Source organism: Nocardioides jensenii JCM 1364 = NBRC 14755 (genome assembly GCF_001552535.1).
GTDB classification, from domain to species: domain Bacteria; phylum Actinomycetota; class Actinomycetes; order Propionibacteriales; family Nocardioidaceae; genus Nocardioides; species Nocardioides jensenii.
In genome coordinates this window covers 1-26416 of sequence record NZ_BCRJ01000084.1, presented here as the reverse complement: position 1 = coordinate 26416, position 26416 = coordinate 1, and the positions used below count along the sequence as shown (strand labels likewise).

Sequence of the window (26416 nt, the reverse complement as noted above, 5' to 3'; positions counted from 1 at the left end):
CCTGAGGCTGGAACTTCTCCACCGTCGACCGCGGGCGGCTCTGCGCCACGCGTCAGCGCATGAGGGTGGCGGCACCGGCGCAGGCGATCGCCCACAGCACGCTGGTGAAGGTGCCGATGATGAAGCGCTCGGCGGCCCCGGGCGTCTCGGTGCGCAGCTCGGGGTAGCGGCCCAGGCCCTTGAGGGCGAGGGTGATCGCGATGCCCTCCGGCCAGCCCGCGATCAGCGTGAGGAAGACGGCGGCTCGTTCGAGGCCACCGATCCAGGCTCCTCCGCGCAGCACCTCGCCGGCGCGGCGCATGGAGCCGGCCGATGCCGCCCCGGAACCGTCGATCAGGGCGAAGACGCTGGAGGTGACGACGCCGCCCCCCGCCACGGCCAGCAGGCCGGCCAGGGTGATGCCGGTGACCAGGGGCGCATCGGGTTCGAGGGGGCGCCCGTCGCGGGTGGCCAGCACGATCGCGGTGAACGCGAGCCCGATCAGCAGCCCGAGGCTGACCGCGTGGACACCGTTGGCGCGCAGGCGCCAGCCCGAGACTGCCAGGATGACGCTCGCGCCGAGCACCACCAGGACGAGTGTGCCCATCAGGCCTCCTTCACCATCGCGTCCAACATCTGCTCGACCAGGTCACGGGCGCGCCGTCCCTCGACCAGGCCGGCGGCCTGGGCCCGCTGGCTCACCGCCGACTGACTGATGCCCAGGCGCTTGCCCACGGCCTCGTGGTTGAGCCCCTCGGCGACCAGGTCGGCGACCTCCCACCCGCGTGAGGTGCGCCGGCCCAGCAGTGCCGCCCAGAGCCAGAGCACGGTCTCCAGCTGGTCGGCACGGTAGTCGTCGCCACCGACAGCGCAGATTCGTCCGGGCGCGTTCTTGGCCCGGGTGACCGCGCTGCGCGCGTGGAGGTACGCCGGTCCGCGGCCGGCGCGGGCGCTGTCGGGGAGGGGCAGCTCGACCTCGCCGATGCCCACGCCGATGTTCCACGCCTGGGTGCGCAGGAGGCCCTCGATGAGATCGGCGGTGGCCTTCGGGTCGTCGTACACGGCCTGGATCTCGTCGCCCGCGGTCCGTTCGAAGGGGAGTCGCGCGCCGGCCGACCAGGTCTCGACGGCGGTGGGGACGAGGTCGTCGGTGGTGCGGCTGGAGCGTTGGTCCACGGTGAGCACGAACATGATGCTGGCCTCCTCAGGCTGACGCCTTCTGAAACCATACTTCAGGAAATATCCTTATGCAATGAAAGATAAGGGAAGAGCCTGAATCAACGCCGGCCGAGCAGGCCCACCGCGGCCGGGTTCTTGCTCTCCACGACGCCGACCCGGAAGCCGGCCTGCACCAGGGCCGCCGACGCCTTCTCCAGCTGGGTCGGCAGCTGTTCGGGCCGGGAGGCGTCATAGAACAGGGCGATCGTTCCACCGGGGGAGAGGCGCTCGTGGAGCAGGGCCAGCTCGTCCTGGCAGTCCCGCACCCAGAACAGGTTCACGTTGAAGGCGAAGACCTTGTCCAGGCGCTTGACCGGGACCCGCAGGGTGGCCAGGTCGATGTGGCGCACTGCCAGCCGGCCGGCGGTGATGTAGCTGCCACAACGGCGCTTGGTGCGGTCGACGCCCGACTCGGAGCGGTCGATCGCGAGAAGCTTGCCGGTCTCCAGTCGGCTGCAGATGAGCTCGGCCGCGTGCCCCTGTCCGCACCCGATTTCAAGGATCTGGTCGGCCGGTTGTACGTCGAGCACATCCACCGCCCAACGGATGCGCGCCGGGATCGTCTGCAATGCCATGGCCCCAAGCCTGCCACTACCGTGCCCATTCGTCAGTCACCCTCCCCTTGGTGTCCGTCACGTCGCGTAGGTTTGCCCCGTGACTGGAGCGAAAATGAAGGTGGGCGTGCTCGGCGCGCGGGGCAAGGTCGGCGCTGAGATCTGCACGGCGGTCGAGGCCGCCGAGGGCGTGGAGCTGGTGGCCGCGATCGATGCGGGTGACGACATCGCCGGCCTGGTCGCGGCCGGCGCGCAGGCTGTCGTCGACTTCACCCACCCCGATGTGGTCATGGACAACCTCGAGTTCTGCATCGACCACGGCATCCATGCCGTGGTCGGCACCACCGGCTTCGACGACCAGCGCCTGGCCCAGCTTCAGACCTGGCTGGCCGCGTCGCCCGGGACCGGCGTGCTGATCGCCCCCAACTTCTCCATCGGCGCCATCTTGATGATGCGCTTCGCCGCGGTCGCCGCGCCCTTCTACGAATCGGTCGAGGTGGTTGAGCTGCATCACCCGACCAAGGCCGACGCGCCCTCCGGCACGGCCCGGCGTACGGCGGAGCTGATCGCCGCGGCCCGTCGTGACGCCGGCTGTGCCCCGATGCCCGACGCGACCTCGACCTCCCTCGAGGGGGCCCGCGGTGCCGACGTCGACGGGGTGAGGGTCCACGGCCTGCGCATTCGCGGCATGGTGGCGCACCAGGAGGTCATCCTCGGCGGCCCGGGGGAGACCCTGACCATCCGCCACGACTCGATGGACCGCGCCTCGTTCGCGCCCGGTGTGCTCGCCGGCCTGCGAGCGATCGACACCCACCCGGGTCTGACCGTGGGGCTCGAGCACTTCCTCGACCTCGACTGACGGCCCTCCGATGAGCCCGGCGTCCACACCGGACACCGGGCGGTGCCGGAACTGCACGGTTCTGACGTTGCAAGAATTTGCAGTGGTCCAGACCTTTCGGGTTACCCCTCGGTAATGAAAGGGTTGCGGGCGGGGAGGGAGACCCCGATGCACGAAAGGCTCAACCACATGCGAATCACCCCAGCATGGGCAGCGCTCGGCCTGGCCACCCTCGCCACCAGTGTTGCTTTCAGCGCTCCTGCCGGCGCCGAGGCGCCTCAGGTGAACAAGAAGGACGACGCCGTCGCCGCTCTCGGTGCGCACCCCGGCGCCGCGCGCGCGAGCGACGGCCAGGCCTTCCGGACCGGCTCGACGATCGTCGACGCCGACGGCACCACCCACGTCCGCATGCAGCGGACCTATCACGGTCTTCCCGTGGTCGGTGGTGACCTCGTCGTGCACCAGGCGCCCAGCGGGGCGCTCAGGGGTGTCAGCCAGACTCTGGCCAAGCCGCTCGGGCTCGATGTCGCCCCCGTGGTCGCGGCCGCCCGGGCGGAGACGGTGTCGCTGGCCTCGAAGGTCGCCGGTTCGATCAACGGGACCAAGCCAGTCGGCGACCCGACGCTGCTCGTCGACGCCACCGGGGTCACTCCTCGCCTGGCCTGGCGCGTGATGACCTCCGGCGTTCAGTCCGACGGCACGCCCAGTCGCCTCGCGACGTACGTCGACGCGAAGACCGGCAGGGTGATCCGCGCGGAGCAGCAGATCATCAACGTCGACGGTCAGGGCCAGACGCTCTACAGCGGCAACGTGACCATCCCGGTCACGCAGTCCGGCTCGACGTTCACCCTGACCGACCCGGTGCACGGCAATGCCGCGACCACCGACATGGGCAACAAGGAGGACTCCTTCCTCTGCACCCTGCTCGGCATCGGCTGCACCAACGGCACCACGATCACCAGCCCCGACAACGTCTTCGGCAACGGCAGCAACAGCGACCGCCAGTCGGCCGCCGCCGACGCGGTCTACGGTGCGGCCACGACCTGGGACTACTTCAAGAACGTCCACGGCCGCAACGGCATCTTCGGTGACGGCACGGGGGCGCCGAGCCGGGTCCACTACGGCAACAAGTACGTCAACGCCTTCTGGGACGGCGAGAAGATGACGTACGGCGACGGTGACGGCGTCGAGTTCGGTCCACTGGTGGCGCTCGACGTGGCCGGCCACGAGATGTCGCACGGCGTCACCGAGCACACCGCCGGCCTGACCTACTCCGGCGAGTCCGGCGGTCTCAACGAGGCCACGTCCGACATCTTCGGCACGATGGTCGAGTTCTATGCGAACAACTCCGCCGACCCGGGCGACTACTTCATCGGTGAGCAGTTCGACCTGAAGAACCACGCGGGCTTCCGTCGGATGGACAAGCCCAGCAGCGACGGTGCCTCGCAGGACTGCTGGACCACCGGCACGAAGAATCTCGACGTGCACTACTCCTCCGGCGTGGGCAACCACTTCTTCTACCTGCTCGCCGAGGGCTCGGGAGCCAAGACGATCGGCGGCAAGGCGCACAACTCGCCGACCTGCAACGGGTCCACCGTCAGCGGCATCGGGCGCGACGCGGCTGCCAAGATCTGGTTCCGTGCGCTGGACGTCTACATGACCTCGGGGACGACGTACGCCCAGGCCAGGACCGCGACGCTGAACGCGGCCAAGGACCTCTACGGTCAGGGCAGCACGCAGTACACCGCCGTGGCCGCCGCCTGGAGTGCCGTCTCGGTCGGCTGACCACGAGTCGTTGATTCCTGCCCGCCGAGTTGTTGATTCTTGCGGCGGGCAGGAAGGGCGTCACAGGGCGGTGTGCAGACGCACCTGCTTGACGGTGACACTGCCGTCGCCGCGCAGGTCGAGCTCGCGGTGGGCCGTGTCCGGCGCCCAGCCGGCGCTCTCGAAGAACGCCCGGTGGGCATCGTCGGAAGCGTTGACCCAGCTGACCGCCCGGGAGAAGCGGTCGGCGCGCAACGTGTCGGCGCAGGCCTGGATCAGCCGTGAGCCGTGCCCCTTGCCGAGCTCGTCCGGGTCGACCGCGAACTCCGCGACCTCGCCGTCGGCGATCGGGTCGCAGTCGGGGTCGGCGGCCGGGGAGGTGACCGCGAAGCCGGTGATGCGGTTGCGCTCGAGGGCCACCAGCACCCGGTTGCGGGCGTCCTTGGGCTTGGCCAACGACTCGGCCCAGGCGGTGGTGACCGCCTCGGGCGTGAAGGCCTCGAGCACGTCGGTGGGCAGCAGATCGGCGTACGCCGAACGCCAGGCGCGCACCTGCACCCCGGCGATGCCCGCGGCGTCATCGCCCCAGGCGACCCGGACGGACACGTCGGCTGTGGGAGAGCTCATGCGGTCATCGTGTCACCCGACCCGCTCTGTTACATCAATGCGTCGATGATGCTCACTTTTGTAACATCCGCTGTTACCGTGGTCGACGTGTACGGCAATGACTTCACCGCGCCCGGCGACGAACCCACCGCGCCGTCGGCCTCGCCGGCGGGTGCCCGGCCCGAGGAGCCCGCATCCTTCGTCGCCCTGCTCGAGAGTGAGGGGCGGGTGGAACCGCGCGACGAGATGCCCGAGGGCTACCGCAAGACGCTGGTGCGCCAGATCGCGCAGCACGCGCACTCCGAGATCATCGGCATGCAGCCCGAGGGGAACTGGATCAGCCGGGCCCCCAGCCTGCGCCGCAAGGCGATCCTGATGGCCAAGGTGCAGGACGAGGCCGGCCATGGGCTCTACCTCTACGCGGCCGCCGAGACCCTGGGCGTGGACCGCGCCGACCTGCTCGACCAGCTCCACTCCGGCCGGCAGAAGTACTCCAGCATCTTCAACTACCCGACCCTGACCTGGGCCGACGTCGGCGCCATCGGCTGGCTGGTCGACGGCGCCGCCATCGTCAACCAGGTGCCGCTGTGCCGCTGCTCCTACGGGCCCTACGCCCGCGCCATGGTGCGGGTCTGCAAGGAGGAGTCCTTCCACCAGCGGCAGGGCTTCGAGATCCTGCACACGCTCTCCCACGGCAGCGACGCCCAGAAGGCGATGGCCCAGGACGCGGTCGACCGCTACTGGTGGCCGAGCCTGATGATGTTCGGCCCACCCGACGACGATTCGCCCAACTCGGCGCAGTCGATGGCGTGGGGCATCAAGCGCTTCTCCAACGACGACCTGCGCCAGCGCTTCATCGACATGACCGTGCCGCAGGCCGAGGCGCTCGGGCTCACCCTGCCCGATACCGCCATCGCCTGGAACGAGGAGCGCGGGCACTACGACCACACGCCGGTCGACTTCACCGAGCTCTTCGAGGTGATCCGCGGAAACGGACCCTGCAACGAGCAGCGCCTCTCCCACCGGGTGAAGGCGCACGAGGACGGTGCCTGGGTGCGCGAAGCGGCCGCGGCGTACGCCGACAAGCAGGCCGCCCGCCAGTCGCATGAGGGGGCAGCATGAGTCGCGAACCCCTCTGGGAGGTCTTCATCCGATCGCGCCGCGGGCTCTCCCACGTGCACGCCGGCTCCCTCCACGCGGCCGACGCCGAGATGGCGTTGCGCAACGCGCGTGACGTCTACACCCGCCGCCAGGAGGGTGTCTCGATCTGGGTGGTGCCCGCCTCGGCGATCTTGGCCAGCAGCCCCGAGGAGAAGGACGCCTTCTTCGACCCGGCAGCCGACAAGGTCTACCGCCACCCCACGTTCTACGAGATCCCCGAGGGGGTCGAGCACCTATGAGCACCCCAACAAGTTCTTCGACTCCTCCGCTGCGCTCCTCCGCCGAACAACTCGCCGGGGACCCCGCATGAACACCCCACGGACGACGTACTTCCTGGCGCTGGCCGACGACGCGCTGATCTCCTCGCAGCGCCTGGGCTGGTGGATCAGCCGGGCGCCCCAGATCGAGGAGGACGTGGCGATGGCCAACATCGGCCTCGACCAGCTGGGGCAGGCACGTGCCCTGCTGTCGCTGGCCGGTGCCGCCGACGGCCGCTCCGAGGACGACCTGGCGTTCCTGCGCGACGAGCGCGACTTCCGCAACGTGTGCCTCGTCGAGCGCGAGCAGACCGACTTCGGCGTGGCGATGGCCCGACTGCTGGTGTTCAGCACCTGGCAGCACGAGCTGTACGCCGCCCTGGCCCACAGCTCGGACGCCATGCTGGCCGCGATCTCGGCCAAGGCGGTCAAGGAGACCGCCTACCACGTCGATCACGCGGCCCACTGGGTGCGCCGGCTCGGCGACGGCACCGACGAGTCGCACACCCGCGTGCAGGCCGCAGTCGAGGCCGAGTGGCCCTGGCGCGACGAGCTCTTCGACACCGACTTCCTGGACCCCGACCTGGTCGCCGACGGCACCGCCGTCGACCCGGCCACGCTGCGGGATCCTGTTGAGCAGCGTCTCGGGACGGTGCTCCACGAAGCCACGCTGACCGTGCCCCAGGCGCGGCCGGCGTACAGCAAGGGCCGGCTCGGGCGGCACACCGAGGCCATGGGATTCCTCCTGGCCGAGATGCAACACCTCCACCGCTCGCACCCGGGAGTCACCTGGTGAACACCTCACCCACACAGCACACCACCCACGGAAATCTTCTCGACCGCCCGCACGGCCGTGCCTGGCAGGTCGTCGCCGGCGTGCCTGATCCCGAGCTCCCGGTCGTCACGATCGCCGACCTCGGCATCCTCCGCGACGTCACCGAGCACGACCAGGGCTCCGTGCACGTGCGGATCACCCCGACCTACTCCGGCTGCCCGGCCATGGAGACGATCCGTGACGACATCGTCGAGGCCCTCACCGGAGCCGGGTTCCTCCATGTCGACGTCGAGTTCGTCCTGGCCCCGGCTTGGACCACCGACTGGATGACCGACGCCGGACGCCGCAAGCTCAGCGACTACGGCATCGCCCCGCCGGGCCCGCGCCGGCCGGTCGGTCTGACCCTGAGCGTGCGTTGTCCGCAGTGCGGCAGCCCCCGCACCCGTGAGTTGAGCCGTTTCGGATCGACCTCGTGCAAGGCACTGTGGGTCTGCGTCGACTGCCGGGAGCCGTTCGACCACTTCAAGCCCCTCTGATGGCCCACCATGCGGCCTTCCATCCCCTGCGGGTGGGTGCCCTCGAGCCGTTGACCGACGACTCCGTCGCGCTCACCTTCGAGGTGCCCGACGAGCTGCGCGCCGACTACGCCTGGCTGCCTGGCCAGCACGTCACCATCAACTGCGAGGACGGCGTACGCCGCAGCTTCTCCATCGCCACGTCGCCGGCGAGCGGCACGCTGAAGGTCGGCATCAAGCGACTCCCCGGTGGAGCCTTCTCCGGCGCCGTCCTGGAGCGGCTGCGTGTCGGCGACAGCCTCGAGGTGATGACTCCGGCCGGACGGTTCACCCCGTCCCCGAGCAGCGCGTCACGCACCTACGCGCTGATCGCGGCTGGGTCGGGCATCACGCCGGTGCTCTCGATCGCGACGGCGCTCCTGGAGTCGGAGCCGGACTCCGAGGTCACCCTGGTCTACGCGAACCGCACCCACGGCTCGGTGATGTTCCTCGACGACATCCACGACCTCAAGGACAGGTTCCTGACCCGGTTCCGCGTGCTGCACGTGCTCTCCCGCGAGGAGCAGGAGGTCGAGCTGCTCTCCGGACGCCTCGACGGGGAGCGGCTGCGCCGGCTGCTCGACGCGCTGTTGCCGGTCAAGGAGGTCGACGAGTGGTTCCTGTGTGGCCCTCACGGCATGGTCGTCGAGCTGCGCGACGAGCTGGCCGGGGCCGGTGCCGAGAGTGTGCACACCGAGCTGTTCCACGCCGACTCCGCGCCCCGGGTCCGCGCCGAGGACCAGGCCACGCGGTCGGGGGAGGAGTCGCGGGTGACCGTGCGCCTCGACGGTCGCAGCTCGACCTTCGACCTGGCCGGCACCGGCGTCCCCGTGCTCGAGGCGGCCCTGACGGTGCGGCCGGACGCGCCGTTCGCGTGCCGCGGAGGGGTGTGCGGCACCTGCCGGGCCAAACTGGTCTCCGGCAGCGTCACGATGGACACCAACTGGGCTCTCGAGGCCGACGAGGTCGACCGCGGCTATGTGCTGACCTGCCAGTCGCACCCGACCTCGGACGAGGTCGTGCTCGACTACGACGCGTGACCGGTCGCCGTTGCGTCCGGTCGACCCGGATGAGGGATCAGGCCTCCGCGGCGGGACGGTTCGCGGCGAACCGGGTGTCACCCGTGAGCAGCACGGCGCCGAAGACTGAGAGCAGCATGCCGCACAGCACCGCCGGCCACCATCCCTCGCGGACGCCGTCGTGCAGCAGGCCGACCCCCACGGCCGCGGGCAGGAACGTCTCGGCGATGATCAGCGCCGCCGTCGAGGTCGTGACCTCGACCCGCTCGAGGGAGACCGAGTAGAGCCAGAACGCGACCACGCCCAGGGCGGGAACCGACAGGCCCACGGCCACGACCTCGGGGGACCAGGACGCGGAGACCCCGCGGACCGCGAGCGCGGAGCCGGCGTAGCCGCACCCGGCCACCAGGCCGAGCGTGACAGGGCGATTGTGATCGACCAGGGCGAAGCCCCCGACCAGGCACGCCACGAGGAGACCCCACGCGAGAGCCGGGAGCAACCAGCCCGTCGGGGTGTCACCGGGTGCCCCGGCCCCGGCCGCGACCAGGCCGATGCCCACGGTGACCGCCGCGACCGACGTCCATCCGCGGCGTCCGAGCGGCTCGTGCAGATGGCTGGCCGACCACAGGGCGGTGACCGGCATGGAGAGCGAGATGGTGGCCTGGGCCAGGTAGAGGGGGAGCATCCAGATCGCGACGGCGTGCAGCACGAAGCCGGCGAGGTACGCCGCGACCACGGCGAGCAGGAGCGGGGTGGTCAGCGCCATCCGGGTGAAGGCCAGCGGTGAGCCGGAGTCGTCCTCGTGACCGCGTACGGCGATCGCCTGCCACACCGCCGCGATCCCGAACAGGACCGCGGAGACCAGTGCCGAGATGAGGCCGATCAGCATCGGACGCGCCTCACCCTGCGCCCAGGCTCACCGCGCCTCACCGGAGGACGGTTCGGCGGGCGGTCATCAGCGGTAGTGCTCGGGGAGTGCCTGCCCGATCTTGACCTGGGGTTTGGGCAACCGCAGGAAGCGCATGTTGACCGCACGCATCACGGCGTACCAGGTGACCCCCTTGAGGGACTCCTCGGGGAAGCGCTCGCGCACCTGGCGACGCACCCGGAAGCGCAGCCACACGATGTCGAGGATCACCAGCACCAGAGTGGTCATCCACAGAGCGTTGGCCAGCTGGGTGCCCCCGGAGCCGAAGAGTCCGTAGCCCATGATCATGATCAGGATCAGCATCGGCGCGAGCAGCTCGGCAAACCCGAGGCGGGCGTCGACGAAGTCGCGGATGAACCGGCGGACCGGGCCACGGTCACGCGCGGGCAGGTTCTTCTCGTCGCCGGTCTTCAGCGCCTCGCGGACCTTGCGGCTGGAGTCGACGCGCAGCTCACGCTGCTTGCGGGCCAGGGCCTTGCGGTCCTTGGGCTGTTTGGCGCGGGCTCGGGCCGCGGCCTCCGCCTCCTTGCGGGTGGGGGTCGGACGGCCCTTGGAGCCGGGACGGGCCTCGGGCGACTCGTGGGAGTCGGGCGAGTCGGGGGTGCTGCGACGGAACAACGGGGGCTGCCTTCGGCGAGTAAGTTTGGTGGTGACCTGTCCAGACTACCGGCACCCGTCTCTCGCCCGTCCTTGTGTTTGGGCCTAGGGTTGAGCGGAAAGCACAAGTTCGACCACCGTCCTGTCGCCGAGGCGACCCAGCAGACCCGAGGGGGCCGCACCCGATGAGCCTTTGGAAGCGCTTCACACTGATCTTCCGATCCAAGGCCAACAGCGCACTCGATCGCGCCGAAGACCCGCGCGAGACGCTGGACTACAGCTACCAGCGCCAGCTCGAGCTGCTCTCGAAAGTGCGTCGTGGGGTCGCCGACGTGGCCACCAGCCGCAAGCGCGTCGAGCTGCAGGTCAACCAGCTGGAGCAGCAGCAGGCCAAGCTGCAGACGCAGGCCCAGAAGGCACTCGACATGGGCCGCGAAGACCTTGCGCGTGAGGCGCTGACCCGCAAGTCCGCGCTGACCGGCCAGATCACCGACCTCAAGACGCAGCACGCCAACCTCCAGGGCGAGGAGGAGAAGCTCACGCTTGCCCAGCAGCGACTGCAGGCCAAGATCGAGTCCTTCCGCACCCGCAAGGAGACGATCAAGGCCAACTACACCGCGGCCGAGGCGCAGACCAAGATCAACGAGGCGCTCTCCGGCATCGGTGAGGAGATGGGCGACGTCGGCATGGCGATCCAGCGCGCCGAGGACAAGACGGCCAACATGCAGGCCCGCGCAGGAGCGATCGACGAGCTGATCGCCAGCGGTGCCCTCGACGACGTCTCCAACCCCGGCGGCCAGGACGACATCGCCCGCGAGCTCGAGTCGATGAGCTCGCAGTCCGACGTCGAGGCCGAGCTGGCCGCGCTCAAGGGCGGCAGCGCGCCGCAGGCGATCGACGCCGCCGACGAGGGAGCGATCCTCGAGCCCGAGGCGCAGAAGGTCGAAGGCCAGAACGGTGGCCAGTCATGATCGTCCGCATCCTCGGTGAGGGCCAGTACGACGTCGCCGACGGTGCCGTCGACCGGCTGAACACCCTCGACGCGCAGGTCGAGTCGGCCGTCGAGGCCGACGACACCGACGCGTTCACCGCGGCACTGGGTGAGCTGCTGGACGTCGTACGCTCGGTCGGCGTGCCGCACGACGCGGAGGCGATCGACGTCTCCGACGTGGTGCTTCCCCCCTCGGACGCCACGCTGGACGAGGTGCGTGAGCTGCTCTCCGACGACGGTCTGATCCCAGGCTGATCGAGCAACCGTGGCACACTCCCGTTTCATCAAGGACCGTGGTCTGACCGCGCGGATGACGCTGACCATGTTCCTGCTCGGGGCACTGTTCGTGGCGCTGATCGTCACGCTGATGTTCGTCTTCAAGGGCATTGCCGTGATCATCGGGGTGATCGGCATCGGCATCGCGTTCTTCCAGTGGTGGAGCTCCGACAAGGTCGCCATGCGGGCGATGCGTGCCCGCGAGGTCACGCCCGAGGAGGCCCCCGAGCTGCACGGCATGATCGACCGCCTCTGCGCGATGGCAGACATGCCCAAGCCGCGCGTCGGGGTGGCCGACATGGACCTCCCCAACGCGTTCGCGACTGGTCGCTCGCCCAACCGATCGGTGGTCTGCGTGACCACCGGCATCCTGAACCGGCTCACTGCCGAAGAGCTCGAGGGCGTGCTCGCCCACGAGCTCTCCCACGTCGCGCACCGCGACGTCCTGGTGATGACGGTGGCCTCGTCGGCGGGCATCGTGGCCGGCATGTTGACCCAGTCGATGAGGTTCGGAGGCCTGTCGCTGCTCGGCGGTGGCCGAGGACGCAACAACAACAGCGCGCTGCCCGCCTATCTCATCGCGATCGTGGTCAGCCTGGTCGTCTACGCGATCAGTTTCATCCTGACCCGCATGCTCTCGCGCTACCGCGAGCTGTGTGCCGACCGGGCCGGCGCCTACCTGACCATGAAGCCGGGCGCGCTGGCCTCGGCCCTGCAGAAGATCACCGGCGAGATGGCAGCCATCCCGCAGAAGGACCTGCGAGCCTCCAGCGCCATGAACGCGTTCTTCATCGCGCCGGCGATCAGCGGTGCCTCCCTCAAGACGCTGACCTCGACCCACCCGTCCCTCGAGCAGCGACTGCAGCAGCTCGCCAAGATCCAGGCCGAGCTCGGCCGCCCGATGGGCTGACATGGGGCTCTGGGACACCATCCTCGGTCGCACCAAGGAGACCAAGGCCAAGCTCGACGCGCTCTTCATGGTGCCGTCCGCGGCGATCACCCTGCAGACGGCGGCCGGGCTCACCCCGACCGGCAGCGGCTCGGTCTGCTTCCGCGGTGCCACCGGGCCCGCGTTCGCACAGACGCAGGGCGACATCGTGACCCTGCTCAACGACAATCCCGATGCTCCCGACGTCGAGGTCACCCAGGACTCCTTCGGTTTCACCTGGCTCGTCGTGCAACGCGACCCGCAGGACACCGCGGGCCTGTGCACCGACCTGCACGCGGTCAACACCATCCTCGAGGAGCAGGGGTTCGGCAGCGGGCTGCTGTGCTCCCTGGTCGCCTTCGCCGACACGACCGGGCGCCGGGCCGGGTTGGTCTACCTCTACAAGCAGGGAACCTTCTACCCCTTCGCCCCTGCTGCCGGCGCCGGCAACGGGGCCGCCGGAGCGTTCGGTGGGGGAGGTGCCGGCCAGCAGCGCGACAACCTTCTCGAGATCCAGATCCGCGACCAGCTCGCGGCCGAGCTGCCGATGGAGAAGGAGCTCTCCCGCTGGCTGGCCGTCTGGGGCGCCCCCGGCCTCTGATCGACAAAGTCGGCGCGCAACTCGTCTTCACCACTAGGGTTACCCGAACATTCCCCGGGGAAGGGTGACCGCGTGATCGCGTTCCTACTCGTCGGTGCCGTCGGCATCGCGCTTCTGCTCGTCTCGCTCATTGTCGGCGACCTGCTCGACGGGCTCCTCGACTTCGGGGGTGACCTGTTCTCCGGCGCTGCCCTGGCCGGTTTCCTCGGCGCCTTCGGCTTCGCGGGTGCGTTGGCCTTCGACCAGAGCGACAACATGGGTCTGGCGATCGGCGTCGGGGTCGTCGCCGGCGTCATCGTCGGAGCCGGCGCGGGCTGGGCGTCGTACCAGCTCAAGCAGGGTGGCGACGAGTCCAACGTGCGCACCGGTGAACTCACCGGCAGCACCGGCACCGTCATCAGCGCCATTCCCGACGAGGGGTACGGCGAGGTGAGCATCGTGGCCGCAGGGCACATCACCAAGCTCAACGCCCGGGCCTCGGAAGCACTCTCGGCGGGTACGCCGATCACGATCACCGCTGTGCTGTCCGCCACCTCGGTGCTCGTCGAGCGCCGGGTCTGATTCCACCTCTTCACTGAAGCCAGGAGCTCCAGCCATGTCCCCGACCCTGATTGCCGTTGTCGGCATCATCGTCCTCGTCGTCCTCTTGGGCGCGTTGATCACCACCCGCTACAAGGTGGCCGGTCCCAACGAGGCGTTCATCGTCACCGGCCGCAAGGGCAAGGCGGTGAAGAACCCCGAGACCGGTCAGATCTCCACCGACCTGTCGGGCCAGAAGGTCGTGATGGGTGGCGGTGTCTTCGTGATCCCGTTCGTGCAGAAGGCGCACACCCTCGACCTGTCCTCGCGTCGACTCTTCGTCCAGATCAAGGGCGCCATCTCCGGCCAGGGCGTCAAGCTCAACCTCGAGGGCGTCGCGATCGTCAAGGTCGGTGGCAACGAGGACTCGATCCGTGCCGCTGCCCAGCGCTTCCTGACCCAGCAACAGGAGATCGAGACCTTCACCCAGGAGACCCTCGCCGGCTCCCTGCGCTCGATCGTCGGCTCCTTGTCGGTGGAGCAGATCATCCGTGACCGTGCCGCGTTCGCGCAGCGCGTCGCCGACGAGTCCGAGACCTCCCTGACCGGCCAGGGCCTCGTGCTCGACACGTTCCAGATCCAGGACATCACCGACGACGGCTCCTACCTGGCCGACCTCGGCCGCCCCGAGGCCGCCAAGCTCAACCAGATCGCCTCCATCGCCGAGGCCGAGGCCCGCCAGGCTGCCGAGCAGGCCCGACTGGCGGCCGAGCAGGAGATCGCGATCGCCCAGCGCCAGCTGGCCCTGCAGACCGCCGAGATCAAGGCTGAGACCGACGCCGCGTCGGCCCAGGCCGCCGCCTCGGGCCCGTTGGCCCAGGCCGACCGCGACCAGGCGATCCTGGCCGAGCAGGAGAAGGTCGCCGTCCGTCAGGCCGCCCTCAAGGAACGCCAGCTCGACACCGAGGTCCGCAAGCCTGCCGACGCCGAGCGCTACCGCGTGGAGACCGAGGCCGAGGGTCGTCGCAACTCCCAGGTGTTCGACGCCGATGCCGCCAAGGTCGCGGCGATCGCCAAGGCGGAGGCCGAGGCTGAGCGCGACCGACTGACCGGTGTCGGTGAGAAGTCACGCCGTCAGGCGCTGGCCGAGGCCGAGGCGATCGAGGGTGCCAAGCGTGGTGAGGCCGAGAAGGCCCGCCGTATCGCGGAGGCCGACGCCGTCCGTGCTGAGGGTGAGGCACAGGCCGCCTCGACGCTTGCCGTCGGTGAGGCCGAGGCCGAGGCGATGAACAAGAAGGCGGAGGCGTTCGCCCAGTACAACGACGCCGCCGTCCTGCAGATGCTGATGGAGATCCTGCCCAAGGTGGCGGCCGAGGTGGCCCGCCCGATGTCGGCGATCGACCACTTGACCGTGATCTCCACCGACGGCGCCGGCGAGCTGCCCAAGCAGGTCTCGAGCAACATCTTCCAGACCATGCAGCTGCTCAAGGACACCACCGGTGTCGATCTGCAGAACCTGCTCGACGGGGTCTCCAAGCGCGGCGAGGGTGCGCACGCGGACTCGAGTCAGGCCGCGGCCGTCGTACCCGCCGACGAAGCCTGAACCCCGCACAGACACTGACGTCCTGCGTCCCGGCCACTCGAGCGGCCGGGACGCAGGACGTTGTGCGTGAGGTCGCGCGCGGTCTTCGGGGCAGCCGACCTGCGGGTGGCCCAGACACAGGGTGGCCCAGACACAGGGTGGCCGAGACACAGGGTGGCGTACGTCGGACGCGGGCCTCAGGCCTTGCGCACGACGCTCGACTTGAGCTGCATCGGGCCGAATCCGTCGACCTTGCAGTCGATGTCGTGATCTCCGACGCCCTGCACCAGGCGGATGTTCTTCACCTTGGTGCCAACCTTGATCGCGGTCGAGGAGCCCTTGACCTTGAGGTCCTTGATGATGGTGACGGTGTCGCCCTCGGCCAGGGGAGTGCCGTTGGCGTCCTTGATCACGGCGGCGTCTGCGGCCTCCGCGGCCTCCTCCGGTGACCACTCGTGGGCGCACTCGGGGCAGACCATCAGGCTGCCCATCTCATAGGTGTAGTCGGAGGCGCACGTCGGACAGGGCGGCAGGGTGCCGGTCATCGTGTGCCTCAGTCCTTGTGCGACTTGCCGGGGAGGTCGAGCATGCGCTGCAGCGCGATGTCGGCCAGGCGAGCGGTCTCGGCCTCGACGTCGATGACGTTCACCTCGTTGCCCTCGACCAAGGACTCCAACGCCCAGACCAGGTGCGGCAGGTCGATCCGGTTCATGGTGGAGCAGAAGCAGACGGTGCGATCCAGGAAGGCGATCTTCTTGTCGGGGTGGGCATCGGCCAGGCGCTTGACCAGGTTCAGCTCGGTGCCGATCGCCCAGCTGGAACCGGCGGGTGCGGCCTCGATGGTCTTGATGATGAACTCCGTGGAGCCGACCAGGTCAGCCTTGATGACCACCTCGTGCTTGCACTCGGGGTGCACCAGGATGTTGATGTCCGGGTCCTTGGCGCGCAGCTCGTCGACGACCTCGGGGCTGAACTTGCCGTGCACCGAGCAGTGACCCTTCCAGAGGATCATCTTCGCGTCGCGCAGCTGCTCGTCGGTCAGGCCGCCGTTGGGCTTGAACGGGTTCCACACGACGCAGTCGTCGAGGGAGAAGCCCAGCTTGAGCACGGCGGTGTTGCGGCCGAGGTGCTGGTCAGGGAAGAACAGCACCTTGGCGTCGGGCTTCTGCGCGAAGGCCCACTCGAGGGCGACGTCGGCGTTGCTCGACGTGCACACGGCCCCGCCGTTCTTGCCGCAGAACGCCTTGATGTCGGCGGTGGAGTTCATGTAGGTGATCGGCACGACCTGGTCCTGGACACCGGCATCGGCCAGCGCGTCCCAGGCGTCCTCGACCTGGCTCAACCGCGCCATGTCGGCCATCGAGCAGCCCGCTGCGAGGTCGGGGAGGATGACCTTCTGGTTCGGCGCGGTCAGGATGTCGGCGGACTCGGCCATGAAGTGGACACCGCAGAAGACGATGTATTCCGCCTCGGGGCGGGCCGCGGCGTCGCGGGCCAGCTTGAACGAGTCGCCGGTGACGTCGGCGAACTGGATGACCTCGTCGCGCTGGTAGTGGTGGCCCAGGACGAACACTGATCGGCCGAGGGCTTCCTTGGCCGCCTTCGCGCGGGCCACCAGGTCGGGGTCGGAGGCAGGCGGGAGGTCACCGGGGCACTCGACCCCTCGCTCGGAGGAGAGGTCCTTGCCCTTGCCGAGTGGGAGGAGGGGCAGTTCAACCGTGGTCATGGCCTCATCCTAGTCGTCGGCGGCCGGGACCCGGAGACGGCGTACGGCATCATGTGCGCATGCGTCACGGGGAATTCGTGGTCAACGGTGGGGTGCGGCCGGTCCGGGTCACGCCGGAGGGCCTGCACCTCGGCAAGCCACGCTCCGGGATCATCGACCGGGACGACCTGCTCAACGTCGCTCTCGTGGCCGGCGCGATCGTGTTCGCCGTCGGGGGACTGCTGCTGCTCGACACCCCGGCCCGGTGGCTCGGCTTCGGTCTGCTCGGCCTCGCTGCCGTGTGCCTGCTCGTCGTCGTCGGCATCTGGCTGGCCGGTGTCTTCGCAGTGGTCGCAGGTGCCGGGCAGCTGGTGTGGCGTCTCGTGACGCGCTCGGGGCGCAGCAGGCTGCGCGAGGGCCTCGGTCGGACCGCTTCCGAGGTGAAGGAGGTCTGGCGCGACGCCAGGGCGCGCACCCTCCCGGTGGCCGGTCTCGTCGTCGGCCCGGTCTCCGCTGACCGGCGACCGTCGTTCGTCGTCGAGACGGCCGAAGGGGAGCTGGTGGTGATGGCGGCGCGGCGACGACGCCGGGGGCTCAAGGACCTGCACCGAGACCTCACCCACGCGCTCGCGGCCCCGTTGCACTGATGCCGGGGACGCGCGTCCACGTCGGGGTCAGAGCAGCGATCCGTGGTGCAGGTAGGGCGTCGGCGGCTTCATGCCGCGCAGACACAGGTAGCCGCTCTGGTGCAGCGACAGCCTGGCCGCCATCCCGACGTCGACGGCCCACTCGTTGGCCGCGGTGACGTGGCTGACGCTGACCGTGCTGCCCGGTCGGGTCGAGGCGAGAGCCTCCCACACCAGGTCCGCCGCGGTACGACGGGTGCTCGCGGCCACCAGTGCGGGCGCACCGGTCTCGTCGACGTAGGCGTAGCCCTGCCCGCCGGGCTGGTCGATCACGATCAGCCGGAACTGCTCGAGCAGCACGTCGTGGTCGGAGAGGTGCGCAGCCCCGCGGGTGCGTCGGTCGAGCGAGTTCATCAGGTCGATGTCGCCGGCACTGCCCTCGCGGACCCGTTCGACGAGGGGAAGCGCGTCGCGGTTGACCACACCGGTGAGGAACATCTGCGGGTGCAGCGAGAAGCCGGCCAACCGGTAGCGACGTACGGCGCCTGGGTCCGCGGAGGCTGCCAGCATGCCGCGCAGGCAACCGCGGCCGTGGTGCAGCGCGGCCGCGAGGAGCTGCTCCCCGATGCCCTGTCCCTGGAGCCCGGGGGCCACGGCGAAGGAGGCCAGGATCCACATCAGCTCGCGCACGCGGGAGACGGCACAGCCCACGATCTCCCCTTCTGCCTCGGCGACCCAGCAGCCCTCGGGATCGGTGTGCAACGTGTGGTGGGTGCGGCGGATCCAGTGGTTGCTCCGACCGGGTGACCGCATCTCCGGGTCCGGCCAGTCGCGTTGACGGGTGCGGACGTCGAGCTCGTGGTAACTCCGGGCGGTGAGCCGACTCATTGCCTCCAGATCGGCCTCGCGCGCCGGTCGGACGATGACACCACCCGGGACCTCCTGCGCACTGGCTGCCATGGGCCCTACTGTGCAGGACGTCGTCCCCGATGTCCTGCGTCGGGTTCGCCGGGGCGCCCGGGGTGCAGGACGTCGTAGTGAGCAGGGCAGGGCAGGATGTGGCACATGCGCGTGCTCATCGCTCCGGACAAGTTCGCCGGCACCCTCACCGCGGTCGAGGCAGCCGAGGCGATTGCCGAGGGCTGGCGCCGGCACGCGCCCGGCGACGAGCTCGACCTGTGCCCGATGGCCGACGGAGGGCCCGGCTTCGTCGACGTCCTGCACGCGTCGCTCGGCGGTGAGCTGCTCGCCGTCACCGTGCGCGGGCCGTTCGGGGATCCGACGCCGGCCACGATCCTGCAGGTCGGCGACACGGTGTACGTCGAGAGTGCGCACGCGTGCGGGCGGCACCTGATCGGTGACGGGGACGCCGAGAGGGCCAGCACGTACGGCGTGGGCGAACTGTTGGTGCGTGCCGTCGACGCCGGAGCCACCACGGTGGTGATCGGACTCGGTGGCAGCGGCACCAACGACGGTGGTGCCGGGCTGCTCGCGGCCCTGGGTGCGGCGGCGGACGAGCCACTCGACCAAGGAGTGCAGGGGCTGATCGGCCTGACCCACATCGACCTGGCCGGTGCCCGTGATCGGGTGGCCGGGGTCGAGTTGGTGGCCGCCTCCGACGTCGACAGCCCGCTGACCGGTCTGTTCGGGGCGACCAAGATCTTCGGGCCCCAGAAGGGGATCGACGAGGCCCGGTTGCCGGTGGTCGACGGGATCCTGGAGGAGTTCGCCGCGGTCGCCGGCCGCCGATCGTCCCTCGAGAAGGGTGCCGGTGCTGCCGGGGGTCTGGGCTACGCCCTGTTCCTGGTGGGGGGAGCCCGCACGCCCGGGATCGCCCTCGTGGCCGACGCGGTGGGGCTCCGCACGCGTGCGGCGGCAGCGGACCTCGTCGTCACCGGCGAAGGCGCCTTCGACTTCTCCAGTCGCTCCGGCAAGGTCCCCTACGGTGTGGCCGAGGTGGCCGCCGACGCGCTCAGGCCCTGCATCGCCCTGGCCGGACAGGTGCTGATCGGCTCCCGCGAGATGCGGGCCCTGGGCGTCGAGTCGGCGTACGCGGTGGTCGATCTGGTGACCGAGGAGCAGTCGTACGCCGACCCGGCCGGCTCCCTGGCCGGGCTGGCCGAACGCACTGCCCGCACCTGGTCGCGCTGAGCCGACTCCACTCGGCGTCCGTGGACGTGGGCAATCTCGCATGGGGGGAATAACCGCGGGTGTGCGACCATTGCAGAAGTAACAACGCCACGCACTTTTTTGGGAGCTGAGATGACCGAGCAGGTCGAAACCGCCACCGAGCACCGCACCGACCAGATCAACCTGAGCCCGGTCGCCGCGTCCAAGATCGAGTCCCTCCTCGCCCAAGAGGGTCGCGACGACCTCGCGCTGCGCATCTCTGTGCAGCCCGGCGGTTGTTCCGGCCTGCGCTACCAGCTCTTCTTCGACGAGCGCACCCTCGACGGCGACGTCGTCACCGACTTCGACGGTGTCTCCGTGGTCGTCGACCGGATGAGCGTCCCCTACCTCAACGGTGCGGTGATCGACTTCGTCGACACCATCGAGAAGCAGGGCTTCACGATCGACAACCCCAACGCCACCGGCTCCTGCGCCTGCGGCGACTCGTTCCACTGATTCTGGCTCCGAGCTGAGCCGCGCTCGGTCTCCTCGTGAGACCGGACGCACCCTGAACAGACCACGAAGCCCCTGCCGGATCCGGCAGGGGCTTCGTTGTGCCCAAGGGGCTTGGTGAGCGCGCAAAGAGGGAGGGACGCGCTCACCTGTAACGGGCGCACAAGAAGGGAGGGGTGCGCCCGTTGGCTCGAGGTCAGTTGAGGTGCAGGTGCAGCGCCCCCGCCAGCTCGGCGGCCTTGTCGGAGACCTGCCACGTGGTCGAGGGGTGCACTGCCCGTGCCGGGGTCGGAACGAGGCTCCTGCGGGTCTGCGGGAGGTGCATCTCGCGGCCGACGACCTGGCAGTCGGCGTACATCTCGTGAGGGGTCGACAGGTCGGCGTACGGGAGTCGTGGGCTCTCGGACTGGCTCATGAAATCGACCGTAATCGTTACTCCGGGGTACTCCCACTCGTACCCACAGGTAGTGTTCGGCAGCATGTCGCTCCTCATCGCCGGGTCCATCGCCACTGACCACCTGATGTCCTTTCCGGGGAAGTTCTCCGACTCCCTGGTCGTGGACCAACTCGACAAGCTCAGCGTCTCCTTCCTGGTCGAAGACCTCGAGGTGCGCCGCGGGGGTTGTGCCGCGAACATCTGCTTCGGCCTGGGCAACCTCGGGCTCGGTCCCGTGCTGGTCGGGGCGGTCGGTGAGGACTTCGCCGACTACCGCGCCTGGCTCGAGCGGCACAACGTCGACTGTGACTCGGTGCATGTCTCCGAGACCCGCCACACCGCGAGGTTCGTGTGCACCAACGACTCGTCGATGGCGCAGATCGCCTCGTTCTACGCGGGTGCGATGAGTGAGTCCCGCGAGATCGAGCTCAAGCCGATCATCGACCGTGTGGGCGACCCCGACTACGTGCTGGTCGGCCCAGACGACCCCGAGGGCATGCTGCGCCACACCGAGGAGTGCCGTCGCCGCGGCTACCGTTTCGTCGCCGACCCGTCCCAGCAGCTGGCATTCGGTGAGGGCCCGCTGATCCGTCAGCTGATCGACGGCGCCCACATCCTGTTCTCCAACGAGTACGAAGCCACCCTGATCACCCAGAAGACCGGCTGGTCGCGTGAGGAGGTGCTCGACCGGGTCGGCACCTGGGTGGTCACCCTGGGCGCCGAGGGCGTGCGGATCGACCAGAAGGGCGCCGAGTCGATCGTGGTCGCCGCCGTACCCGAGATCGAGAAGGTCGAGCCGACCGGGGTCGGCGACGCTTTCCGGGCCGGCTTCCTGGCCGCGCTGACCTGGGGCCTGGGCACCGAGCGGGCCGCCCAGCTCGGCTGCCTGCTGGCGGTCTACGTCGTCGAGCAGGTCGGCACCCAGGAGTACACGCTCTCCCGCGCCGACTTCCTCAAGCGCCTCGAGGACACGTACGGCGCCGAGGCGGTCAAGGAGATCGACCCCCACCTCACCACCATCCGCCCCTGATCGAGGACGCGCCAGCGGACTCGATGACGGTGGTCGAGCGATCGGGGACGCGTCAGCGGACTCGATGATGGTGGTCGAGCGAGCGGCGTGAGTGAGGAACGAACTCACGACCCGCGTGTCGAGACCCGGCGACGTGTCCGGCGACGGTGACCGATCAACTCACCCGGCGTACGACGAACGCCGGTGTGCCGTCATCAGCAACCGACTCCCCGACGTACTCCTGCCCGCGCATCCGACACCACGCCGGCACGTCGACCCGCGCGGCGACATCGGTGGCCACGACGGCCACGAGCTGACCGACGGAGACCTCCGTGTGACGCTTGGCCAGCTCGATGATCGGCGCCGGGCAGCGCATGCCCCGACAGTCGATCTCGAGTGCCCAGGTCGTGGGCTCGGCGGAGTCGCTCACAGCCCGGCGTCCGCACGAATCGAGGCCACCACACCGGGCAGCACGTCGAGGAACGCGTCGACCTGCTCCTCGGTGGTGTCGCGAGTCAGCGAGACCCGCACGTTGCCGTGGGTGAGCACGCCCATCGCGGCGAGCACGTGGCTGGGCTGGAGGGTGGACGCGGTGCACGCCGACCCGGAGGCCACCCCGAAACCGCGTCGGTCGAGCTCGGTGACCAGGGCCTCTCCGTCGACGTAGAGGCACGAGAAGGTGACGAGGTGGGGGAGCCGGTGGTCGGCGGACCCGACGACCTCGACGTCCGGGACCTCCTCGGCCACGCGTCGCCGGATCCGGGCGACCGTCGCGTGCTGGCGAGCCGCCAGCTCTTCGCGCTCGGCTGTCATCGCCTGCAACGCGGCCGCCGCGGCCAGCGCGCCGGGCACGTTCTCGAAGCCGAGCGAACGCTCGTCGATGCGGTCGTCGCCCGGGAACGGGTGCCGCCACCGTGCGCCCTTGCGCACCAGCAGGGCGCCGACGCCGGCCGGGCCGCCCCACTTGTGTGCCGAGACGGCCGCGGCCGCCCATCCGGTGGGCAGCTCGACGCGGCCGGCGGCGGCGCAGGCGTCCATGAACACCGGCGCATCACTCGCCGAGGCGATCTCGGCGACCGGTTGGATCGTGCCGACCTCGTGGTTGGCGGCCTGCACGGCGATCACGCCGAGGGGTCCGTCCGGAAGCTCGGTGGTGCAGCGTCCCTCGAGATCGACCGGGAGCTCCACGACCGCGCCTCCGCGGGCGCCGTGCCAGTCACCGGCGTGCACGACGCTCGAGTGCTCCACGGCGCTGTGCGCGAGCACGGGGGAGACACGGGTGCGGCCGGCCAGCAGTCCCAGGACGCCGAGGTGGACGGCGTGGGTGCCGCTCGGGGTGAAGGTCACCTCGTCGGGTCGTACGCCGAGACAGGTGGCGACCACCTCCCGCGCGTTGTCCAGCATCAGGCGCGCGTTGCGGGCGGCGCCGTGCAGTCGTCGCGGGTCGGCGTACCCGTGCTCGAGCGCGGCCAGAAGGGTTTCTCGGGCGGCCGGGTGCAGGGGCTCCGACGATGCGGAGTCGAGGTAGCCGGGGGTGCTCATCGGCCCCGCGGGGTGGAGGCATATCTCACACAGCGAACCTACCTGCCGACCTGTCGCTTCAACGGGGGCAGGGTTCCGATAGTGTGCGAGGTAACCGTTACGACTTAGAGAGAGGCTCGTTCGTGGGTCTGCAACTCCCCAAGCGCGCCCGGCAGCTGGCGCTGGGCGCGATGCTGGGCATCAGCTTCCTCATGTTGGGTGCATGTTCGGCTGAGGACAAGGCACAGGCGTCCCGGTGGGCCATGCCGGCCGACTCCCCGATCACGGAGCAGGGGCAGTACATCGCCGACCTGTGGAAGTGGGCGTGGGTCGCGCTCCTGGTCACCGGTGGCATCGTCTGGGGCCTGATCTTCTACGTCTCGTGGCGCTACCGCCGCCGCAGCGAGGACGAGATCCCGGTCCAGACGCGCTACAACCTGCCGCTCGAGATCTTCTACACGATCGCGCCGATCATGATGGTCGTGGTCTTCTTCTTCCACACCGTCGAGGTGCAGAACAAGTTGCTCGACGAGGTCGACAATCCCGACCAGGTCATCCAGGTCGTGGGTCAGCAGTGGTCGTGGACCTTCAACCACACCGATGACCCGCAGGACGTCGACGGCTCGGTCCACTACGTGGTCGGCACCGCGCGTGACATCCCGACGCTGGTGCTGCCGGTCGACCAGACGATCGAGTTCAAGCTCTCGTCTCCCGACGTCATCCACGGCTTCTGGGTGCCGGCGTTCCTGATGAAGATGGACGTCTTCCCGGGCCAGAAGGGCGAGGAGCGCAACTCCTTCCAGGTGCACACCACCAAGGAAGGCACCTTCATGGGCAAGTGCACCGAGCTCTGCGGTGTCTCGCACTCGCGCATGCTCTTCAACCTCAAGGTCGTCAGCCAGGCGGAGTACGCCGACTACCTGACCACGATCCCGCAGGCCGAACACCCGCTTCTCGGCGGTTCGGATGCCGTCACCCAAGCCGGCCTCGCCGAGGCCGAAGAGCACGAGTCCAACGGAGGCGACGAGTGACCGCCACGGCAGCACATCCCACCACCACCGAGCTCGAAGGCGGCCGCAAGCCGCTGGGTCAGCTGGTCGTGCGGATGCTCACGACCACCGATCACAAGCTGATCGGCAAGATGTACCTCGTCACCTCGTTCGCATGGTTCATGATCGGCGGCCTGATGGCCATGCTGATCCGGTCCGAGCTGGCCTACCCGGGCAACCAGGTGGTCAGCGACGAGGTCTACAACCAGCTCTTCACCATGCACGGCACGATCATGCTGCTGCTCTTCGCGACGCCGCTGTTCTTCGGCTTCGCCAACGTGATCATGCCGCTGCAGATCGGCTCGCCCGACGTGGCGTTCCCGCGACTCAACATGTTCAGCTACTGGCTGTTCCTGTGGGGCGGGCTGATCGCAGCTGCCGGCTTCCTGACCCCCTCGGGTGCGGCCGACTTCGGCTGGTTCGCCTATGCGCCGCTCTCTGACTCGGTGCGTTCGCCCGGTGTCGGTGGCGACCTGTGGATCATGGGCCTGTGGATGGCCGGTATCGGCACCATCCTCGGTGCGGTCAACTTCATCACCACGATCATCTGCATGCGCGCGCCCGGCATGACCATGTTCCGCATGCCGATCTTCGTCTGGAACGTCCTGATCACCAGCCTGCTGGTGCTCCTGGCCTTCCCGATCCTCGGTGGTGCGCTGCTCTCGCTCGAGGCCGACCGCATCCTCGGCGCCCACGTGTTCGACGCCGAGCACGGCGGAGCCCTGCTCTGGCAACACCTGTTCTGGTTCTTCGGTCACCCCGAGGTCTACATCATCGCGCTGCCGTTCTTCGGCATCGTGACCGAGATCCTCCCGGTGTTCAGCCGCAAGCCGATCTTCGGGTACGTCGGCCTGGTCGGCGCCACGCTCGGCATCGCGATCCTCTCGGTCGCCGTGTGGGCCCACCACATGTTCGTCACCGGTGAGGTCAACCTGCCGTTCTTCTCGGGCATGACGTTCTTGATCGCGGTGCCCACCGGAGTGAAGTTCTTCAACTGGATAGGCACGATGTGGGGCGGGTCTCTGTCCTTCGACACGCCCATGTTGTGGACGATCGGCTTCCTGACCACCTTCCTCTTCGGTGGTCTGACCGGTGTCATCCTGGCCAGCCCGCCGCTCGACTTCCACGTCTCCGACTCCTACTTCGTGGTGGCGCACTTCCACTACGTGGTCTTCGGAACCGTGGTGTTCGCGATGTTCGCCGGGTTCTACTTCTGGTGGCCGAAGATGACCGGGCGCATGCTCAACGAGCGTCTCGGCAAGCTGCACTTCTGGCTGCTCTTCGTCGGCTTCCACACGACCTTCCTGGTGCAGCACTGGCTGGGTGTCGAGGGCATGCCGCGTCGCTACGCCGACTACCAGCCCGGTGACGGCTTCACCACGCTCAACCAGGTCTCCACGATCGGGGCCTTCCTGCTCGGTGCCTCGACGCTGCCGTTCCTCTACAACGTCTGGATCAGCCGCAAGTCGCCGCTGGTCGAGGTCGATGACCCGTGGGGCTGGGGGCGTTCGCTCGAGTGGGCCACCAGCTGCCCGCCGCCGCGCCACAACTTCGTCTCGATCCCGCGGATCCGCTCCGAGTCGCCGGCCTTCGACCTGCACCACCCGGAGATCGCGGCCCTCGAGCTCGAGGAGAACGACTACGACGGCATCTCCGACACGCCCGAGGTCTCGGGACGTGAGGAAATGCTCCATGACCGCACCGATGGAACCCCGGAGGACAACGCCTGATGAAGGCCGAAACCTGGATCTTCGTCATCACGACGATCTTCTTCGCTCTGGTCGCGCCGGCCTACTGGTTCATTGCCGGTGACTGGACCGGCACCACGGCGCTCGTCATGGCCGCACTGCTGGTCGCCATGGTCTCGCTCTACCTCGGCTTCCACGCCTCGCGCATGGAGCCGCGGCCCGAGGACCGCAAGGACGGCGAGATTGCCGACGGTGCGGGGGAGCTCGGCTTCTTCCCGCCCTACTCCTGGTGGCCGCTGTGGTGCAGCGTCACGATGGCGGTGTGCACCTTCGCGATCGCCCTCGCCGCCTGGTGGCTGGTGATCATCGGTGGTGTCTTCGGCACCCTGGCCCTGTGCGGCTGGATCTTCGAGTACTACCGCGGGGAACACGCTCACTGAGCCGACCGACCCGCACAGCGCAGCCCCGCCGTGGTGACCACGTTCACGTCACGGCGGGGCTTCGTGTTGCGCTGGGGGAGGTAGCCTGTTCTTGAACCGATCTGAGCTTTCCACGGGGGAGACCATCCATGCCTGCACTGCCCACGCGCCGCCGCGCCTCGCGCGCGGCCGCC

Annotated in this window: 32 protein-coding genes; 20 read left to right on the top strand and 12 right to left on the bottom strand. The window is 69.2% G+C overall.

Annotated elements, in window-relative coordinates:
• Positions 1 to 52: 52 nt before the first annotated feature.
• From NJ4_RS18165 to NJ4_RS18155, 3 genes are all read right to left on the bottom strand, one after another.
• Positions 53 to 586, bottom strand: a complete 534-nt coding sequence (locus NJ4_RS18165) for a hypothetical protein (protein ID WP_067438298.1) — start codon at positions 584 to 586, stop codon at positions 53 to 55.
• Entirely contained in the window at positions 586 to 1170 is a 585-nt protein-coding gene (locus NJ4_RS18160; protein ID WP_157551213.1) for a transposase, read from the bottom strand. Before NJ4_RS18160 ends, NJ4_RS18165 begins: the two co-directional genes overlap by 1 nt.
• Positions 1171 to 1256: 86 nt before the next feature.
• The gene (locus NJ4_RS18155) at positions 1257 to 1772 is read right to left on the bottom strand and encodes a class I SAM-dependent methyltransferase (protein ID WP_067438292.1); all 516 of its coding nucleotides are present in this window, start codon (positions 1770 to 1772) and stop codon (positions 1257 to 1259) included.
• Positions 1773 to 1866: 94 nt separating this feature from the next.
• On the opposite strand from NJ4_RS18155, the gene dapB reads away from it, so the two are divergent.
• Positions 1867 to 2610, top strand: a complete 744-nt coding sequence (gene dapB / locus NJ4_RS18150; protein ID WP_067438289.1) for a 4-hydroxy-tetrahydrodipicolinate reductase — start codon at positions 1867 to 1869, stop codon at positions 2608 to 2610.
• A gap of 168 nt (positions 2611 to 2778) precedes the next feature.
• Positions 2779 to 4374, top strand: coding sequence for a M4 family metallopeptidase (locus NJ4_RS18145; RefSeq protein WP_245644615.1), 1596 nt, complete (start codon positions 2779 to 2781; stop codon positions 4372 to 4374).
• 60 nt (positions 4375 to 4434) lie between these two features.
• On the opposite strand, the gene NJ4_RS18140 is transcribed toward NJ4_RS18145, so the two are convergent.
• Entirely contained in the window at positions 4435 to 4980 is a 546-nt protein-coding gene (locus NJ4_RS18140; protein ID WP_067438285.1) for a GNAT family N-acetyltransferase, read from the bottom strand.
• Between the two features lie 87 nt (positions 4981 to 5067).
• On the opposite strand from NJ4_RS18140, the gene paaA reads away from it, so the two are divergent.
• The 5 genes from paaA to paaE all read left to right on the top strand — a co-directional run bounded on the left by paaA (position 5068) and on the right by paaE (position 8746).
• Positions 5068 to 6081: a 1,2-phenylacetyl-CoA epoxidase subunit PaaA gene (gene paaA / locus NJ4_RS18135; protein WP_067438307.1), complete on the top strand. Its 1014-nt coding sequence runs from the start codon at positions 5068 to 5070 to the stop codon at positions 6079 to 6081.
• Entirely contained in the window at positions 6078 to 6359 is a 282-nt protein-coding gene (gene paaB, locus NJ4_RS18130) for a 1,2-phenylacetyl-CoA epoxidase subunit PaaB (protein ID WP_067438282.1), read from the top strand. The genes paaA and paaB overlap by 4 nt, the downstream gene beginning before the upstream one ends.
• 67 nt (positions 6360 to 6426) lie before the next feature.
• The gene (gene paaC / locus NJ4_RS18125; RefSeq protein WP_067438279.1) at positions 6427 to 7173 is read left to right on the top strand and encodes a 1,2-phenylacetyl-CoA epoxidase subunit PaaC; all 747 of its coding nucleotides are present in this window, start codon (positions 6427 to 6429) and stop codon (positions 7171 to 7173) included.
• Positions 7170 to 7688, top strand: a complete 519-nt coding sequence (gene paaD, locus NJ4_RS18120) for a 1,2-phenylacetyl-CoA epoxidase subunit PaaD (RefSeq protein ID WP_067438276.1) — start codon at positions 7170 to 7172, stop codon at positions 7686 to 7688. Before paaC ends, paaD begins: the two co-directional genes overlap by 4 nt.
• Positions 7688 to 8746, top strand: coding sequence for a 1,2-phenylacetyl-CoA epoxidase subunit PaaE (gene paaE, locus NJ4_RS18115; protein ID WP_067438273.1), 1059 nt, complete (start codon positions 7688 to 7690; stop codon positions 8744 to 8746). The genes paaD and paaE overlap by 1 nt, the downstream gene beginning before the upstream one ends.
• 37 nt (positions 8747 to 8783) lie before the next feature.
• On the opposite strand, the gene NJ4_RS18110 is transcribed toward paaE, so the two are convergent.
• Both NJ4_RS18110 and NJ4_RS18105 read right to left on the bottom strand, forming a co-directional pair.
• On the bottom strand, positions 8784 to 9614 hold the full coding sequence (locus NJ4_RS18110) for a hypothetical protein (protein ID WP_067438270.1): 831 nt from the start codon (positions 9612 to 9614) through the stop codon (positions 8784 to 8786).
• Positions 9615 to 9680: 66 nt separating this feature from the next.
• On the bottom strand, positions 9681 to 10271 hold the full coding sequence (locus NJ4_RS18105; protein WP_067438267.1) for a DUF3043 domain-containing protein: 591 nt from the start codon (positions 10269 to 10271) through the stop codon (positions 9681 to 9683).
• A gap of 164 nt (positions 10272 to 10435) precedes the next feature.
• Between NJ4_RS18105 and NJ4_RS18100 the strand changes: the two genes are divergently transcribed.
• The 6 genes from NJ4_RS18100 (at position 10436) to NJ4_RS18075 (ending at position 15168) form a co-directional block, all read left to right on the top strand.
• Positions 10436 to 11221, top strand: a complete 786-nt coding sequence (locus NJ4_RS18100; protein WP_067438264.1) for a PspA/IM30 family protein — start codon at positions 10436 to 10438, stop codon at positions 11219 to 11221.
• The gene (gene pspAA / locus NJ4_RS18095; protein WP_067438261.1) at positions 11218 to 11496 is read left to right on the top strand and encodes a PspA-associated protein PspAA; all 279 of its coding nucleotides are present in this window, start codon (positions 11218 to 11220) and stop codon (positions 11494 to 11496) included. Before NJ4_RS18100 ends, pspAA begins: the two co-directional genes overlap by 4 nt.
• A gap of 10 nt (positions 11497 to 11506) precedes the next feature.
• Entirely contained in the window at positions 11507 to 12427 is a 921-nt protein-coding gene (gene htpX / locus NJ4_RS18090; protein WP_067438258.1) for a zinc metalloprotease HtpX, read from the top strand.
• A 1-nt stretch (position 12428) separates the two neighbouring features.
• Positions 12429 to 13046: a PspA-associated protein PspAB gene (gene pspAB, locus NJ4_RS18085; protein WP_067438254.1), complete on the top strand. Its 618-nt coding sequence runs from the start codon at positions 12429 to 12431 to the stop codon at positions 13044 to 13046.
• 72 nt (positions 13047 to 13118) lie between these two features.
• Positions 13119 to 13607, top strand: a complete 489-nt coding sequence (locus tag NJ4_RS18080; RefSeq protein WP_067438249.1) for a hypothetical protein — start codon at positions 13119 to 13121, stop codon at positions 13605 to 13607.
• A 34-nt stretch (positions 13608 to 13641) separates the two neighbouring features.
• On the top strand, positions 13642 to 15168 hold the full coding sequence (locus NJ4_RS18075) for a flotillin family protein (RefSeq protein ID WP_067438246.1): 1527 nt from the start codon (positions 13642 to 13644) through the stop codon (positions 15166 to 15168).
• A gap of 176 nt (positions 15169 to 15344) precedes the next feature.
• Here NJ4_RS18075 and NJ4_RS18070 read toward each other — a convergent pair whose 3' ends face one another.
• Both NJ4_RS18070 and nadA read right to left on the bottom strand, forming a co-directional pair.
• Complete coding sequence (locus NJ4_RS18070) at positions 15345 to 15692, bottom strand: zinc ribbon domain-containing protein YjdM (RefSeq protein WP_067438243.1); 348 nt, start codon at positions 15690 to 15692, stop codon at positions 15345 to 15347.
• Positions 15693 to 15700: 8 nt separating this feature from the next.
• Positions 15701 to 16873, bottom strand: a complete 1173-nt coding sequence (gene nadA / locus NJ4_RS18065; RefSeq protein ID WP_067438240.1) for a quinolinate synthase NadA — start codon at positions 16871 to 16873, stop codon at positions 15701 to 15703.
• Between the two features lie 59 nt (positions 16874 to 16932).
• On the opposite strand from nadA, the gene NJ4_RS18060 reads away from it, so the two are divergent.
• On the top strand, positions 16933 to 17499 hold the full coding sequence (locus NJ4_RS18060; RefSeq protein WP_067438237.1) for a hypothetical protein: 567 nt from the start codon (positions 16933 to 16935) through the stop codon (positions 17497 to 17499).
• A 27-nt stretch (positions 17500 to 17526) separates the two neighbouring features.
• Here the strand turns inward: NJ4_RS18060 and NJ4_RS18055 are convergent, their stop codons facing one another.
• Positions 17527 to 18438 carry a GNAT family N-acetyltransferase gene (locus NJ4_RS18055; RefSeq protein WP_082748846.1) on the bottom strand — a complete coding sequence of 304 codons (912 nt, stop codon included), beginning with the start codon at positions 18436 to 18438 and terminating at the stop codon, positions 17527 to 17529.
• A 105-nt stretch (positions 18439 to 18543) separates the two neighbouring features.
• Between NJ4_RS18055 and NJ4_RS18050 the strand changes: the two genes are divergently transcribed.
• On the top strand, positions 18544 to 19629 hold the full coding sequence (locus tag NJ4_RS18050) for a glycerate kinase family protein (protein WP_067438234.1): 1086 nt from the start codon (positions 18544 to 18546) through the stop codon (positions 19627 to 19629).
• Between the two features lie 111 nt (positions 19630 to 19740).
• Positions 19741 to 20103 carry a HesB/IscA family protein gene (locus tag NJ4_RS18045; protein ID WP_067438232.1) on the top strand — a complete coding sequence of 121 codons (363 nt, stop codon included), beginning with the start codon at positions 19741 to 19743 and terminating at the stop codon, positions 20101 to 20103.
• A 193-nt stretch (positions 20104 to 20296) separates the two neighbouring features.
• Here the strand turns inward: NJ4_RS18045 and NJ4_RS18040 are convergent, their stop codons facing one another.
• Positions 20297 to 20515, bottom strand: a complete 219-nt coding sequence (locus NJ4_RS18040; RefSeq protein WP_157551212.1) for a hypothetical protein — start codon at positions 20513 to 20515, stop codon at positions 20297 to 20299.
• Between the two features lie 64 nt (positions 20516 to 20579).
• Between NJ4_RS18040 and NJ4_RS18035 the strand changes: the two genes are divergently transcribed.
• Positions 20580 to 21566, top strand: a complete 987-nt coding sequence (locus NJ4_RS18035; RefSeq protein WP_067438225.1) for a carbohydrate kinase family protein — start codon at positions 20580 to 20582, stop codon at positions 21564 to 21566.
• A gap of 154 nt (positions 21567 to 21720) precedes the next feature.
• Here the strand turns inward: NJ4_RS18035 and NJ4_RS18030 are convergent, their stop codons facing one another.
• Positions 21721 to 21975, bottom strand: a complete 255-nt coding sequence (locus tag NJ4_RS18030) for a sulfurtransferase TusA family protein (RefSeq protein ID WP_245644614.1) — start codon at positions 21973 to 21975, stop codon at positions 21721 to 21723.
• Complete coding sequence (locus NJ4_RS18025) at positions 21972 to 23087, bottom strand: cysteine desulfurase family protein (protein WP_067438222.1); 1116 nt, start codon at positions 23085 to 23087, stop codon at positions 21972 to 21974. Before NJ4_RS18025 ends, NJ4_RS18030 begins: the two co-directional genes overlap by 4 nt.
• A gap of 122 nt (positions 23088 to 23209) precedes the next feature.
• Between NJ4_RS18025 and ctaC the strand changes: the two genes are divergently transcribed.
• Genes ctaC through NJ4_RS18010 form a run of 3 tightly spaced genes read left to right on the top strand, consistent with a single transcriptional unit; the run spans position 23210 to position 26243 of the window.
• Positions 23210 to 24097: an aa3-type cytochrome oxidase subunit II gene (ctaC, locus tag NJ4_RS18020; RefSeq protein ID WP_245644613.1), complete on the top strand. Its 888-nt coding sequence runs from the start codon at positions 23210 to 23212 to the stop codon at positions 24095 to 24097.
• Positions 24094 to 25845 (top strand): aa3-type cytochrome oxidase subunit I, encoded by a 1752-nt coding sequence (gene ctaD, locus NJ4_RS18015; protein ID WP_067438216.1) that lies wholly within the window; start codon positions 24094 to 24096, stop codon positions 25843 to 25845. The genes ctaC and ctaD overlap by 4 nt, the downstream gene beginning before the upstream one ends.
• A complete protein-coding gene (locus NJ4_RS18010; protein WP_067438213.1) occupies positions 25845 to 26243 on the top strand; it encodes a cytochrome c oxidase subunit 4 in 399 nt (132 codons plus the stop codon). Before ctaD ends, NJ4_RS18010 begins: the two co-directional genes overlap by 1 nt.
• Positions 26244 to 26416: the final 173 nt, after the last annotated feature.

What these genes read in the sequence shown, in the direction of transcription:
- dapB (WP_067438289.1), top strand. Translation starts at nt 1,867, where the DNA reads ATGAAGGTGGGCGTGCTCGGCGCGCGGGGCAAGGTCGGCGCTGAGATC.
- NJ4_RS18145 (WP_245644615.1), top strand. Translation starts at nt 2,779, where the DNA reads ATGCGAATCACCCCAGCATGGGCAGCGCTCGGCCTGGCCACCCTCGCC.
- NJ4_RS18035 (WP_067438225.1), top strand. Translation starts at nt 20,580, where the DNA reads ATGTCGCTCCTCATCGCCGGGTCCATCGCCACTGACCACCTGATGTCC.
- NJ4_RS18100 (WP_067438264.1), top strand. Translation starts at nt 10,436, where the DNA reads ATGAGCCTTTGGAAGCGCTTCACACTGATCTTCCGATCCAAGGCCAAC.
- NJ4_RS18025 (WP_067438222.1), bottom strand. Translation starts at nt 23,087, where the DNA reads ATGAGCACCCCCGGCTACCTCGACTCCGCATCGTCGGAGCCCCTGCAC.
- NJ4_RS18055 (WP_082748846.1), bottom strand. Translation starts at nt 18,438, where the DNA reads ATGGCAGCCAGTGCGCAGGAGGTCCCGGGTGGTGTCATCGTCCGACCG.
- NJ4_RS18060 (WP_067438237.1), top strand. Translation starts at nt 16,933, where the DNA reads ATGCGTCACGGGGAATTCGTGGTCAACGGTGGGGTGCGGCCGGTCCGG.
- NJ4_RS18070 (WP_067438243.1), bottom strand. Translation starts at nt 15,692, where the DNA reads ATGACCGGCACCCTGCCGCCCTGTCCGACGTGCGCCTCCGACTACACC.
- paaE (WP_067438273.1), top strand. Translation starts at nt 7,688, where the DNA reads ATGGCCCACCATGCGGCCTTCCATCCCCTGCGGGTGGGTGCCCTCGAG.
- NJ4_RS18160 (WP_157551213.1), bottom strand. Translation starts at nt 1,170, where the DNA reads ATGTTCGTGCTCACCGTGGACCAACGCTCCAGCCGCACCACCGACGAC.
- NJ4_RS18110 (WP_067438270.1), bottom strand. Translation starts at nt 9,614, where the DNA reads ATGCTGATCGGCCTCATCTCGGCACTGGTCTCCGCGGTCCTGTTCGGG.
- NJ4_RS18050 (WP_067438234.1), top strand. Translation starts at nt 18,544, where the DNA reads ATGCGCGTGCTCATCGCTCCGGACAAGTTCGCCGGCACCCTCACCGCG.
- nadA (WP_067438240.1), bottom strand. Translation starts at nt 16,873, where the DNA reads ATGACCACGGTTGAACTGCCCCTCCTCCCACTCGGCAAGGGCAAGGAC.
- NJ4_RS18165 (WP_067438298.1), bottom strand. Translation starts at nt 586, where the DNA reads ATGGGCACACTCGTCCTGGTGGTGCTCGGCGCGAGCGTCATCCTGGCA.
- paaB (WP_067438282.1), top strand. Translation starts at nt 6,078, where the DNA reads ATGAGTCGCGAACCCCTCTGGGAGGTCTTCATCCGATCGCGCCGCGGG.
- pspAA (WP_067438261.1), top strand. Translation starts at nt 11,218, where the DNA reads ATGATCGTCCGCATCCTCGGTGAGGGCCAGTACGACGTCGCCGACGGT.
- paaC (WP_067438279.1), top strand. Translation starts at nt 6,427, where the DNA reads ATGAACACCCCACGGACGACGTACTTCCTGGCGCTGGCCGACGACGCG.
- NJ4_RS18155 (WP_067438292.1), bottom strand. Translation starts at nt 1,772, where the DNA reads ATGGCATTGCAGACGATCCCGGCGCGCATCCGTTGGGCGGTGGATGTG.
- NJ4_RS18010 (WP_067438213.1), top strand. Translation starts at nt 25,845, where the DNA reads ATGAAGGCCGAAACCTGGATCTTCGTCATCACGACGATCTTCTTCGCT.
- NJ4_RS18045 (WP_067438232.1), top strand. Translation starts at nt 19,741, where the DNA reads ATGACCGAGCAGGTCGAAACCGCCACCGAGCACCGCACCGACCAGATC.
- pspAB (WP_067438254.1), top strand. Translation starts at nt 12,429, where the DNA reads ATGGGGCTCTGGGACACCATCCTCGGTCGCACCAAGGAGACCAAGGCC.
- NJ4_RS18140 (WP_067438285.1), bottom strand. Translation starts at nt 4,980, where the DNA reads ATGAGCTCTCCCACAGCCGACGTGTCCGTCCGGGTCGCCTGGGGCGAT.
- NJ4_RS18075 (WP_067438246.1), top strand. Translation starts at nt 13,642, where the DNA reads ATGTCCCCGACCCTGATTGCCGTTGTCGGCATCATCGTCCTCGTCGTC.
- NJ4_RS18040 (WP_157551212.1), bottom strand. Translation starts at nt 20,515, where the DNA reads ATGAGCCAGTCCGAGAGCCCACGACTCCCGTACGCCGACCTGTCGACC.